Origin of the sequence: Asanoa sp. NPDC050611 (genome assembly GCF_040654855.1) — a bacterium.
In the GTDB taxonomy this organism is placed as follows: Bacteria; Actinomycetota; Actinomycetes; order Mycobacteriales; family Micromonosporaceae; genus Asanoa.
The window spans coordinates 1-12635 of sequence record NZ_JBFAIU010000223.1 but is presented as its reverse complement, the minus strand read 5'-3'; the positions used below and the strand labels follow the sequence as shown (position 1 = coordinate 12635).

Here is a 12635-nt window from a genome sequence, read left to right as displayed (position 1 = left end):
GGCCGCTCAGCGGCCGCACCTTTCGTTATCACACAGGGTAACTAGCTCCGGACACTGCGGAACGTGCGGCGGACCTGGGTCGCGGCCGCGCTGTCCAGCTGCCAGATCGTGCGGTTGACGCCGCGCACCCCCGCCGCCGGCAGTTGCACCGGGCCCGCACCGGTCAGCGCCATGCCCACCGCGCCGGCCTTGTCGGGGCCGGCCGCGACCAGCCACACCTGATCGGCGGTGTTGATCGTCGGCAGGGTCAGCGTCGTACGCACCGGCGGCGGCTTCGGGCTGCCGCGCACCGCGCTCACCGGGCGCGTCTCGTACGCCACCGGGTGCTCCGGGAACACCGACGCGACGTGGCCGTCCTCGCCGACGCCGAGCATGAGGACGTCGAAGTGGGGGAGCGGGGCCGTGCCCGGGCGGGCCGCGCGGGCCAGTTCCTGCGCGTAGCGGGCCGCCGCCGCCTCCGGGTCGTTGCCGTCCGGGCCGTCCGACGGCGGCATCGCGTGCACCCGCTCGGCCGGCACCCGCAGCACGTCGAGAAGCTGCTCGCGGGCCTGGGTCTCGTTGCGGTCCGGGTGCCCGGCGGGCAGGAACCGCTCGTCACCCCACCAGAAGTCGACCCGGTTCCAGTCGACCGCGTCGCTGGCCGGGAAGTCGCGGACCGCGCGGTGCACGGCGCCGGCGATCCGGCCACCGGTCAGCACCCAGGACGCGGCGCCGCGTTCGGCCTGTGCGTCGATCAGGGTGACCACCAGCCGCGCCGCCACCGCCTGGGCCAGCACGTCGGGATCAGCGTGGACGATGACACTGGTCTCGCTCATGCCGCCGCCTCCCTGCGGTCGGCGGAGCAAGAGCGAGGCTCACTGAGCTGGCCGCGCTCGCTACGCTCGCTCATCCGTTCGTGCCTTCGGCCGATGACGGGGTGGTCGGCGCCGAGCCCTGTGCGGTGCCGGCGCCCGCCGACGCGGGGCGGACGACCCGGTCGCCCGTCCGTGGCGGCATGTCCTCCACCTGGGTGGGTGGGCCGCCGCCGACGATGCCGGGGCCGAGGCCGGGCGAGTGGCCGGCGGTCACCGGGTCCTTCCAGACGTGCACGCGGTGGGCCGGGCGGGTGTCGAGGCCCGTCTCGCCGGACATCGCGCTCAGCGCCGCCGCGTAGACCTGGTCCGGGTCGAGGCGGCGCAGCTCCTCGGCGAGCTCCTCGCCCAGCGGCCGGCGCACCAGGGGCAGCACCCGCTCCTGCTGGTTGGTCCGGGTGAAGGTGGCCGTGTCCTGCTCGCGGATCAGCGACAGCCGGTCGCTGTTGGCCGCCACGAGGCAGACCGAGTGCATGATCCGGTACTTGTCGTCCTGCTCCCAGCGCGGCTTGATGTCGAGGCGGGCGGCGAGCCAGCCGGACATCAGCGCGGCGGTCGGGTCGTGGTCGGACGCCTCGATGGTGGCGCCGACCAGGCGCTCCTCGGTCGTGTCGAACGCCGACGCGACCAGCGTGCGCCACGGGGTGATCCGGGTCCAGGCGAGGTCGGTGTCGCCCGGTGCGTAGTCCTTGGCCCGCTGCCGCAGCGCGGCGACCGGGTCGGCGGTCTGCGAGACGTCGGTGATCCGGCGGTCGGCGACCACGCCGAGGAAGTCGTTGGCGATCCGCTCCGGCGGCTCACCGTGCCACCAGGTGACGACCGGCACGTCCGGCACGAGCAGCGGCATGACGACGGACTCGGCGTGCAGCGCGAGGCGGCCGTACATCCGCATGACGACGGCCTCGCACGGGCCGAGCCGGCCGCCGACGACCACCTCGGCGTCGAGCCGGTTGCTCGGGCGCTCGACGTCGGCCCGGACGACGATCAGCAGCCGGCACGGGTGCATCGAGGCGGCGATCGTCGCGGCCGCCTCGGCCTCCCGGACCCGCTTCTCGTCGACCACGACGATCAGCGTCAGCGCCATGCCGCTGGCCACGCCGCCGGCCGAGCGGCGCTCGGTGGCGAGCGCCTTGACCACCTCGTTGCCGGTGGTGTCCCACAGCCCGATCATGCCCGCCTCCAGTGCCGGCCGTCGCGGCGCAGCAGTTCGTCGGCCGCGTGCGGCCCCCACTCGCCGGCCCGGTATGGCTCGGGTGAGGTGCCCGCCCACGCCTCCTCCAGCGGGTCGATCACCCGCCAGCTCTGTTCGACCTCGGCCGCGTCCGGGAACAGGGTCCGGTCGCCGATCAGCACGTCGAGCACCAGCCGCTCGTACGCCTCGGGGCTGGACTCGGTGAACGCGGCGCCGTACTCGAAGTCCATCGCGATGTCGCGGACCTCCATCGTCGTGCCGGGCACCTTCGAGCCGAACTTGAGCACCACGCCCTCGTCGGGCTGGACCCGGATGACGAGCTGGTTGGCGCCGAGCATCTCGATGTCGTACGGGTTGAACGGCAGATGCGGCGCCTTCTTGAAGATGATCGCCAGCTCGGTGACCCGGCGCGGGAGCCGCTTGCCGCAGCGCAGGTAGAACGGGACGCCGGCCCACCGCCGGTTCTGCACGCCGAGCCGCGCGGCGACGTACGTCTCCGTGGTGGAGTCGGACGGCACGTCCTTCTCCTCCAGGTAGCCGACCGCCCGCTCGCCGCCGACCCAGCCCGGGAGATACTGCCCCCGCACCGTCTCGGCGCGGATGTCCTGCGGCACCGTGATCGCGCGGAGCACCTTGAGCTTCTCGGTGCTGATCTCCGCCGCGTCGAAGCTCGTCGGCTCCTCCATCGCCACCAGCGTCATCAGCTGGAGCAGGTGGTTCTGCAGCACGTCGCGGGCCGCGCCGGCCGCGTCGTAGAAGCCGGCCCGGGTGCCGATGCCGACGTCCTCGGCCATCGTGATCTGCACCGAGTCGACGTACTTGCTGTTCCACAGCGGCTCGAACAGGTTGTTGGCGAACCGCAGGGCCAGGATGTTCTGGACCGTCTCCTTGCCGAGGTAGTGGTCGATCCGGAACACGTCGTCGCGGGTGAAGACGTCGTCGACCAGGCCGTTGAGCGCCTTGGCCGAGGCGAGGTCGTTGCCGAACGGCTTCTCGACGACTACCCGGCGCCAGCCGCCGGACTTGCGGTTGTCGGCCATCCCCGTGCGGGCGAGCTGCTTGAGCACGGTCGGGAACGCCGGTGGCGGGATCGCGAAGTAGAACGCGGCGTTGCCGGCGATGCCGTGCGAGTCCCGCAGCTCGTCGAGCGTCGAGGCGAGCTGGTCGAACGCCTCGTCGTCGTCGAACGCGCCCGGCACGAACTTGATGTTGCCGGCCAGCCGGGCCCACACCTCCTCGCGCCAGGGGGTGCGGGCGCCGCGCTTGGCCGCCTCCATCGCCAGCGACTCGAAGTCGCCGTCGCCCCAGTCACGGCGGGCGAACCCGAGCACGACGAAGCCAGGCGGCAACAGCCCTCGGTTGGCCAGGTCGTAGATGGCCGGCAACAGCTTCTTGCGAGACAGGTCGCCGGTCACGCCGAAGATCACCAGAGCACACGGCTCCGGGATCCTCGGCAGTCTCCGATCCTGCGGATCACGCAGCGGGTTCACCACAACTCCAATAGTGGGTCCTAGCGGGCTGGGAGGCTCGCCAACGCGCGTAGCAGCTGGTCGATGCCCGCGGCCCGGTCGGACAGGTGCAGCCGGACGACGGGCCGGCCGCGGTCGGTCATCGCCTTGCGGTCGCCGGCCGCCTGGGCCGCCTGCAGCTCGGCGAAGCCGTACGGCTTGCCGGGGATCTCCAGGTCGTCCACCACGGCGCCGGTGATCTGCAGGAACGAGCCGACCTGCGGACCGCCCTTGTGGTACTGGCCGGTCGAGTGCAGGTAGCGCGGTCCCCAACCGAACGTCACCGGCTTGCCGGCGGCGGTGGCGAGCAGCGCCCGCACCTGCTCGACCCGCGCGTCGCCGACCCGGTCGAGGAACGCGAGCACCGCGAGGTAGCCGTGCGCGGCGATGCCGTCGACCAGGTCGCCGAGCACCGCGGCGAGGCTGTCGCCCGTGCCTCCGTACACCTCGATCGCGTCCTCGGTGAAGGACGGTGACTCGTCCGGCAGCCCCTCGGCCAGGATCCGGGTCGTGTTGTTCTTCGACTCGGTCACGTTGGGCTGGTTGAACGGGTCGATGCCGATCACGCGGCCGGCGACCGCGGTGGCGAACTCCCAGGCCAGGAACTGGGCGCCGAGCGGGCCGTTGACGGCCACGTCGGGCCGCACGCCGCCGCCGGGCACGCCGGCCGGCGGCTGTGCGCCGCCCACCGTGACCGTGAGCACGTCGTCGCCGTGCGCGCCCGGGCTGTCCGGGGACTCGATCACCACGGGCAGGATGCCCTTGCCGTCCTTGCCGGTCGACTCGGCGATCAACTGCTCGGCCCAGTCGCCGAGGCCGACGATGCCGGTGCCGTCGGAGACCAGCGCCACCTTGTCGCGACCCGCGACGGCGGCCGCACCGAGCGCCGCGCCGAGCGCGAGGCCCGGGTTGCCGCTCTCCTCGGGCAGCGCCGGCAGCAGCTCCTCGGCCTGGTCGAGCAGCTCGGCCACGTCGACGCCGGCCAGCGCGGTCGGCACGACGCCGAAGGCCGTCAGCGCCGAGTAGCGCCCACCCACCTCGGAGTCGGCCAGGAACACCTGGGCACCCATCTCGCGACCGCTGGTCTCGAGCGGCGAGCCCGGGTCGGTGACGACCACGAAGTGGCGCCCGGCCTCGGCCTCGGACATGCCGGCGTCGAGGAACGCCTGCCAGTAGGCCCGCCGGTGGCTGTCGGTCTCGACCGTGCCGCCGGACTTGCTGGACACCACGACCAGCGTGCGCTCCAGCCGGTCGGCCAGCGCCGCCCGGACCTGCGCCGGGTCGGTGGTGTCCAGCACCGTCAGCTCGACGCCGAGCGTGCGGGTGATCACCTCCGGCGCGAGCGACGAGCCGCCCATGCCGGCGAGCACCACGTGGTCGAGGTCGGCGAGCTCGGTGCGCAGCTCGGCCAGCCGGGGCAGCAGCTCCCGGCTGCGCCGGAAGGTGTCGACCCAGCCCAGCCGGATCTTCGCCTCGGCCTCGGCGTCCGGGCCCCAGAGCGTGGCGTCCTTGGCCACGAGCTTGGCCGGCACGTCGGCGCCGACCAGCGACGCCCGGGTCGCGGTGGCGTCGGCGCTGCCCGCGCCGTACACCGCGATGCCGGCCGCCGCGACGACGCCGTCGGCGAATGCCGGACCGGGGTCGTCGCCGTTCTCCGGGACCCCGTCGGACCCGAACCCGTAGGTGCTCACCGCTATCCCTTCGCCGCGTCGCTCGGCTTCGTCGAGCCGGCGGCCGCCGCCTTCAGCGACTTGTCGACGCCGTCGATCAGCTCCTGCCAGCTCGCCGCGAACTTCTCGACACCCTCGCGCTCCAGCGTGTCGAACACGTCGTCGAGGTCGATACCTACCCGCGCGAGGTCGGCCATGACCTGCTTGGCGTCGTCGTAGTTGCCGGTGACCGTGTCGGCCTCGGTCTCGCCGTGGTCGGCCCAGGCGTGGATCACCGACTCCGGCATCGTGTTGACGACGCCCGGTGCGATCAGGTCACGGACGTAGAGTGTGTCCGGGTAGTCCGGGTTCTTGGTCGACGTGGACGCCCAGAGCGGCCGCTGCGGCTTGGCGCCCGCGTCGGCGAGGCGCTGCCAGCGCTCGCCGGCGAACACCGCGGAGTAGCGCTCGTACGCCAGCCGCGCGTTGGCGACCGCGCCCTTGCCGCGCAGCGCCTTCGCCTCGTCGCTGCCGATCTTCTCGAGCCGCTTGTCGATCTCGGTGTCGAAGCGGGAGACGAAGAACGACGCGACCGACGCCAGGTTGGTCAGGTCGTGGCCGTTGGCCTTGGCCTGCTCCATGCCCGCCAGGAAGGCGTCCATCACCTGGCTGTAGCGGTCGAGCGAGAAGATCAGCGTGACGTTGACGCTGATGCCGGCGGCCAGCGTCGCGGTGATCGCGGGCAGCCCCTGCTCGGTCGCGGGAATCTTGATGAAGGCGTTCGGGCGGTCGATCAGCCACCAGAGGCCCTTGGCCTCCGCGATGGTCTTCTCGGTCTCGCCCGCGAGCCGTGGGTCGACCTCGAGCGAGACCCGGCCGTCGACGCCGTCGGACGCGTCGTACGCGGGCCGCAGCACGTCGCACGCCCAACGCACGTCGTACGTGGTGAGCATGCGGACGGCCTCTTCCGTCGAGACGCCGCGGGTCGCCAGGTCCTGGACCTGGCCGTCGTAGGCGTCCGCGTCGGCGAGCGCCTTGGCGAAGATCGTCGGGTTGGTGGTCACGCCCACGACGTGCTGTTCGCGGCGCAACTGGTCCAGGGTGCCGGTGCTGAGCCGGACGCGGGACAGGTCGTCGAGCCAAACGGCGACGCCCGCGGCGGACAGCTCGGCCAGCCGGTCGGTCATGGTCTCTCGCTCCCTCAGTTGCCCGTGGTGGTGCCGGTGATGGCGCCGATCCGCGCCAGCGAGGCGTGCGCCTTCGCGACGACGTGGTCGGCGGTGAATCCGAACTGTTCGAAGAGCACCGTGTGGGGCGCACTGGCCCCGTAGTGCTCGATGCTGACGCTCTCGCCGAGGTCGCCGACGAGGTCGCGCCACGACATGGCGATGCCGGCCTCGACGCTGACCCGGGCCTTGACCGCGTTCGGCAGCACCGTCTGGCGGTAGGCCTCGTCCTGCGCCCGGAACCACTCCTGGCACGGCATCGAGACGACCCGGGTGGGCGTGCCGGCGGCCTCCAGGCGCTCCTGGGCGGTCAGGCAGAGCTGCACCTCGGAGCCGGTGCCCATGAGGATCACCTCGGGCTGCCCGTTGGACGCTTCGGAGAGGATGTAGCCGCCGCGGGCGACGCCGTCAGCCGGCGCGTACCGCTCGCGGTCGATGGTCGGCAGCGCCTGGCGGGTCAGCGCCAGTGCGGTCGGCCGGTCGGTGTGCTCCATCGCCATCCGCCACGCCCACGCGGTCTCGTTGGCGTCGGCCGGGCGCACCACGTCGAGGCCCGGGATGGCCCGCAGCGCGGTCAGGTGCTCGATCGGCTGGTGCGTCGGGCCGTCCTCGCCGAGGCCGATCGAGTCGTGCGTCCAGACGTAGGTGACCGGCAGCTTCATCAGCGCGGCGAGCCGCACGGACGGTCGCATGTAGTCACTGAAGACCAGGAACGTGCCGCCGTACGGGCGGGTGGCGCCGTGCAGCACGATGCCGTTGAGGATCGCGCCCATGCCGTGCTCGCGGATGCCGAAGTGCAGCGTCCGGCCGAACTCGTCGCCCGGGAACTCCTTGGTGGCGTGCTCGGCGGGGACGAACGACGGCTCGCCCTTCATGGTGGTGTTGTTGCTCTCGGCCAGGTCGGCCGAGCCGCCCCAGAGCTCCGGCAGCACCGGCGCCAGTGCCTCCAGGATCTTGCCGGAGGCGGCCCGGGTGGCGATGCCCTTAGGGTCGGCCTTCCACACCGGCAGCGCGTCGGTCCAGCCGGCCGGCAGGGCCCGCGACGTCAGCCGGTCGAACAGCGCCCGGCGGTCCGGGTTGTTGCTCGACCAGGTGGCGAACGCCTTGTCCCACTCGGCGTGGTCGGCCTGGCCGCGGGCGACGGCCGCGCGGGTGTGCTCGAGCACCTCGGCCGCGACGTCGAAGCTCTTGGCCGGGTCGAAACCGAGCACCTTCTTGGTCGCGGCGACCTCGTCGGCGCCGAGCGCCGAACCGTGGATCTTGCCGGTGTTCTGCTTGTTGGGCGCCGGCCAGCCGATGATGGTGCGGAGCACGATGAACGACGGGCGATCGGTGACGGCCTTCGCCGCCTCGATCGCCCGCCACAGTGCCTCCGGGTCCTCCCGGTAGTCGCCCTCGTCGGCGTGCCCGGTGCGCCAGTCGACGGTCTGGACGTGCCAGCCGTACGCCGCGTAGCGCGCCGCGACGTCCTCGCTCTTCGCGATGCGGGTGTCGTCCTCGATCGAGATCTCGTTGTCGTCCCAGATCGCGACGAGGTTGCCCAGCCGCTGGTGCCCGGCGAGCGAGCTGACCTCGTGGCTGATGCCCTCTTCGATGTCGCCGTCGGAGACGATCGTGTAGACGTTGTGGTCGAACAGCGACCCGCCGTCACCCTCGGCGTCGAACAGGCCCTTCTCGCGGCGGGCGGCCATCGCCATGCCGACCGCGTTGCCGATGCCCTGGCCCAGCGGGCCGGTGGTGGTCTCGACGCCCTTGGTGTGCCCGTGCTCGGGGTGGCCCGGGGTCAGCGAGCCCCACTGGCGCAGCGACATCAGGTCCTCGAGACCGAGGCCGTAGCCGGTGAGGTAGAGCTGGATGTAGAGCGTCAGGCTGCTGTGCCCGGCCGAGAGCACGAACCGGTCGCGGCCCGGCCAGTGCGGGTCGGTCGGGTCGTGCCGCATCACGCGGTTGAACAGCAGGTAAGCGGCGGGCGCGAGGCTCATGGCGGTGCCCGGGTGACCGTTGCCGGCCTTCTCGACCGCGTCCATCGCCAGGACGCGGATCGTGTCAACGGCCTTACGGTCCAGCTCGGACCAGGTGAATGAGGCTTGCTCTGAGTTGCTGGCAGGCACGATGTATGCGCTCCTCGGCGAGTGTTTCCGGTCCCTCACCTCTGACCCTAGCGACCCGTGCTAAACACCTGCCGCCGGATCTCGCCCTGCGGATCGTGTTGTGGGGCGGAAGACACTTGCCGGGTGGTTCTCGCCGCACCGCGTCGGGTCGCCGATCAGCGCGGATACGCGCCGCGTACGCTGTCGATCGTTCTGTTGACCGCCTGCGGCGGTCCGACGACGAGCCCCGCGGGAAGGTGGACACGGCCTTGAGCATGGTCACGGAGCGTCCGTCGCCGATTCTGGTGCCGGGGCCGGTCCCGGTGCCCGCGCGGCGGGACCCCCGTGCCGTCGTCCGCGCCTACGTCGCCCTCACCAAGCCGCGCATCATCGAACTGCTGCTGGTCACGACCGTGCCGGCGATGATGCTCGCCGCCAAGGGCATCCCGCCGCTGTCGACGATGGTGGTGGTGCTGGTCGGCGGCACGCTCGCCGCTGGCGCCGCGAACGCGCTCAACTGCTACATCGACCGCGACATCGACCAGCTGATGCGCCGCACGAAGCGGCGCCCGCTGCCGACCCACGCCCTGGCGCCGCAGAGCGTCCTGGTGTTCGGGCTGGTGCTGGCGGTGGTCTCGGTCGGCCTGATGGCGGGCTTCACCAACTGGCTGGCCGCCGGGCTGACCGCGGCCGCGATCGCCTACTACGACCTCGTCTACACGCTCTGGCTCAAGCGGACCACGCCGCAGAACACGTTCTGGGGCGGCGCCTGCGGTGCCGCGCCGGTGCTGATCGGCTGGGCGGCGGTCACCGGCGGCCTGTCGCCGCTGGCCTGGGCGCTGTTCGCGGTGGTGTTCTTCTGGCAGATGCCGCACTTCTACGCGCTCGCGATCACCTACAAGGACGACTACGCCCGGGCCGGCATCCCGATGCTGCCCGTCGTGCGCTCGGCGGCCCGGGTCAACCGGGAGATCGTGCTGTTCACCTGGCTGACCGTGGCGGCCTCGCTGGCGGCCTGGCCGCTGGGGCTGGGCCCGCTCTACGGCGTGACCGCCGTCGTCAGCGGCGCGGCGTTCCTGGTCGAGGCGCACCGGCTGGTGGGCCGGTCGAAGGCGGGCGAGCCGCTCAAGCCGATGCGGCTGTTCCACTGGTCGATCACGTACCTGACGATCGTCTCGCTGGCCGTCGCGCTCGACGCGCTGCTCTGACGGTTTTGGGCCAGACACGCCGAATTTGAGCCGTTCTGGGCCGCCGCCACCGACGGGGGACCAGAGTTGTCCGAGATGTCATCCGAACTTAACCGCATATGTCGTACTTTCGTCTCGCAAAGTTTCTGTGGCCTGTCTTAAATCAGCCGATGACAGGAGTCACAAAACACGATCGGATGGCAGGCGGAATCCGGTAGGCGTGCTTACGCTCTCCGACATGGCAGATGGTTCCGATACGACGCTCACGACCGATCAGCCCGCCACCGCGACCCCCGAGGGTCTGGTGACCGGGATCCGGTCGTTCGCCGCCGAGCACGGCGGCGCGAGGGCGGTCGTCGAATACGTCGGCAAGCGCGGCGCCCGCATCGTCCTCGTCGGCGCGGACGGCACCTGGGCGGACCAGTTCGCGGACGGCACGGACGTGGCCCGTGCGGCGTGTGTGAGCGCCGGGGTCACCGTCGAGAACGAGTGGGAGCGGGAGCTGATGGACCAGATGCGGCCGAGCAACGACCTGTGGCGGTCGATGGCCCGGCGCACCCTGTCGCGCTAGGCGCGCGGTCCCACCCCCACTTCACCGCGGGAAAGCATGGAGTTGACCACCACCACATCCACCCACGACCAGGAAGCGGCCCGGGAGACATCCCGGGTCGCTCTTGTTACCTGCGATCAAATTCCTGACCTCGAGGACGACGACCGCCTGCTGCTGGCACCGCTGGCCGCCCTTGGCGTCGCCGCCGAGCCGGCCGTGTGGGACGACGCCGGCGTCGACTGGGCCGCGTACGACCTCGTCGTGCTCCGCTCGGCCTGGGACTACGCGCCGCGCCGGGCGGAGTTCGTCGCCTGGACGGCCGACCTCGGCAACCTGGCGAACCCGCCGGACGTCGTCGCCTGGAACACCGACAAGCGCTACCTACGCGAGCTGGCGGCCGCCGGGGTCCCGATCATCCCGACCGACTGGGTCGAGCCCGGAGGGGGCACCTGGGCGGGCACGGCGACCGACGTGATCCTCAAGCCGGCCATCGGTGCCGGCAGCGTCGACGCCGGCCGCTACCGGCTGGGCGACCCGGCGGAGCGGCGGGCCTTCGACGCGCACCTGGAGCGGCTCGTGGGCGCCGGCCGCACCGCGCTGGTCCAGCCGTACCTGAGCGCCGTCGACACCGCCGGCGAGGCGGCACTGGTCTTCCTGCGCGGGCCGGACGGCCTGCGGTTCAGCCACGCCGCCACCAAGGGCGCGCTGCTGGCCGGCCCCGACGAGGGCGTGGACGGGCTCTACCGCGAGGAGACGATCACGCCGCGGCAGGCCACGGCGGCCGAGCTGGCGGTCGCGGAACGGGCGCTGTCAGCGATCCCCGGCGGCGTTGACCGGCTGCTCTACGCGCGCGTCGACCTGATCCCCGGCGACGACGGCAGCCCGCTGCTGATCGAGCTGGAGCTCACCGAGCCCTCGCTGTTCTTCGGCACCGCCGCCGGTGCCGCCGAGCGCTTCGCCCGGGCCATCGCCGCCGCCGCGGGTTGACCACAGCACCGACAGCGTCGCCAGCCAGACCACGGTCGCGCCGAGCATGTGCAGGCCGACCAGGATCTCCGGCAGCCCGGTGAAGTACTGCACGAAGCCGATGACGCCCTGGGAGAGCTCGATCGCGAGCAGCACCAGGGCGGCCCGGGCGGTACGCGGGGAGGCGGTGGCCCGCGCCGCGAACCAGACCGCCAGCGTGAGGCCGAGCAGCAGGAACACGACGTCGGCGTGGACCTGGGCGATGGTCTCCGGGTCGAGGCCGGTGCGGTGGGCGTCGACGTCGCCGGCGTGCGGGCCCGAGCCGGTCACGATCACGCCGAGCACGACCACGGCGAGCGAGACGGCGGTGAGCACCTGGACCAGCTGGCGCAACGGGCCCGGGACCACGGTCCGGGTGGCCTTGCCGTCGATCGTGCGGCGCCAGAGGGCGTACGACGCGACCAGCACGCCGATCGAGGCCAGGAAGTGCAGGCCGACGACCCACGGGTTGAGGTCGGTGAGCACGGTGATCCCGCCGACGACGCCCTGCGCGGGGATGCCGAGGAACACGCCGAGCGCCAGCAGCATCAGGCCCCGGGTCCGCGCGGTGCGGGTGCGCCGGAAGTGCAGGAACGCGGCGACCAGCACGGCGAAGGCGACGAGGCCGACGACCCAGCCGAGCATCCGGTTGCTGAACTCGATCACCCCGTGGATGCCCATCTCGCCGGTCGGCGTGTACGAGGCGTCGGTGCACCGCGGCCAGGTCGGGCAGCCCAGGCCCGAGCCGGTGAGCCGGACGGCCCCGCCGGTGACCACGATGGCGACGTTCGCGATGATGTTGGCCAGCGCCAGGCGGCGGATCAGGGGGATCACGGCCGAGATCCTACGTAATGTAGGAGAGAGATCGGTGTTCGCCCCCAGATCCGGACATACGGGCGGTGATGTCGATCACTGGCGCGCCGGTTTGCTCCGCCCGGCTGAAATACGTAACGTTGTCGTAGTGAAAAACGCGGCGATGCTCCCTCCGCATGAGGAGACGACCGGTTCCCCGGTCGTCCCCGCGGATCGGCGCACCCGTGACCGGGTCCTCCGGCTGCTGCTGGAGCGGGGCACCGCCACCGCCGCCGAGCTCGGCGAGGCCCTGCGGCTCAGCCCGGCCGCCATCCGCAAGCACCTGGACGCCCTGCTCACCGAGGGCGACGTGGTCACCCGCCAGCGCCCGGTGCGGGCCGGCCGGGGCCGGGGGCGCCCCGCCAAGGTGTTCACGCTGACCGACGCCGCCCGGCTGCGCTGCGGGCGGCACACCTACGACAACATGGCCACCGCGGCGCTGCGCTGGATCGCCCGACGCCGCGTAGCCGGTGACGATCGCCTCGAGCTCGGCGCGGCTCGCGACCTCGTCGATGCGGGTGAACC

The 12635-nt window shown here is 72.2% G+C and carries 9 protein-coding genes and 1 pseudogene; 3 read left to right on the top strand and 7 right to left on the bottom strand.

The features are described 5' to 3' along the window. Nucleotides 1–41: 41 nt before the first annotated feature. From pgl to tkt, 6 genes and pseudogenes are all read right to left on the bottom strand, one after another. Nucleotides 42–815: a 6-phosphogluconolactonase gene (gene pgl, locus AB0H87_RS28060; RefSeq protein ID WP_360151884.1), complete on the bottom strand. Its 774-nt coding sequence runs from the start codon at nucleotides 813–815 to the stop codon at nucleotides 42–44. 253 nt (nucleotides 816–1068) lie between these two features. Continuing rightward, nucleotides 1069–2022, bottom strand: a pseudogene (locus AB0H87_RS28055) (glucose-6-phosphate dehydrogenase assembly protein OpcA); the annotation flags it as partial. Further along, nucleotides 2019–3536, bottom strand: a complete 1518-nt coding sequence (zwf, locus tag AB0H87_RS28050) for a glucose-6-phosphate dehydrogenase (protein WP_360151881.1) — start codon at nucleotides 3534–3536, stop codon at nucleotides 2019–2021. The pseudogene AB0H87_RS28055 and the gene zwf, both read right to left, overlap by 4 nt. Nucleotides 3537–3553: 17 nt before the next feature. Next, nucleotides 3554–5149, bottom strand: coding sequence for a glucose-6-phosphate isomerase (locus AB0H87_RS28045; RefSeq protein WP_360151887.1), 1596 nt, complete (start codon nucleotides 5147–5149; stop codon nucleotides 3554–3556). Nucleotides 5150–5244: 95 nt separating this feature from the next. Further along, nucleotides 5245–6387, bottom strand: coding sequence for a transaldolase (gene tal, locus AB0H87_RS28040; RefSeq protein WP_360151878.1), 1143 nt, complete (start codon nucleotides 6385–6387; stop codon nucleotides 5245–5247). Nucleotides 6388–6401: 14 nt separating this feature from the next. After that, a complete protein-coding gene (gene tkt / locus AB0H87_RS28035) occupies nucleotides 6402–8537 on the bottom strand; it encodes a transketolase (protein ID WP_360151875.1) in 2136 nt (711 codons plus the stop codon). Between the two features lie 254 nt (nucleotides 8538–8791). On the opposite strand from tkt, the gene AB0H87_RS28030 reads away from it, so the two are divergent. Continuing rightward, nucleotides 8792–9724, top strand: a complete 933-nt coding sequence (locus AB0H87_RS28030) for a heme o synthase (protein ID WP_360151872.1) — start codon at nucleotides 8792–8794, stop codon at nucleotides 9722–9724. A 217-nt stretch (nucleotides 9725–9941) separates the two neighbouring features. Then, the gene (locus AB0H87_RS28025; RefSeq protein ID WP_360151869.1) at nucleotides 9942–10274 is read left to right on the top strand and encodes a hypothetical protein; all 333 of its coding nucleotides are present in this window, start codon (nucleotides 9942–9944) and stop codon (nucleotides 10272–10274) included. Nucleotides 10275–11063: 789 nt separating this feature from the next. Here AB0H87_RS28025 and AB0H87_RS28020 read toward each other — a convergent pair. Then, the gene (locus AB0H87_RS28020; RefSeq protein ID WP_360151866.1) at nucleotides 11064–12092 is read right to left on the bottom strand and encodes a COX15/CtaA family protein; all 1029 of its coding nucleotides are present in this window, start codon (nucleotides 12090–12092) and stop codon (nucleotides 11064–11066) included. Nucleotides 12093–12234: 142 nt separating this feature from the next. Here AB0H87_RS28020 and AB0H87_RS28015 point away from each other — a divergent pair. Continuing rightward, nucleotides 12235–12635: helix-turn-helix domain-containing protein (locus AB0H87_RS28015; RefSeq protein ID WP_360151863.1), on the top strand; the 401-nt coding region annotated here is incomplete at its 3' end.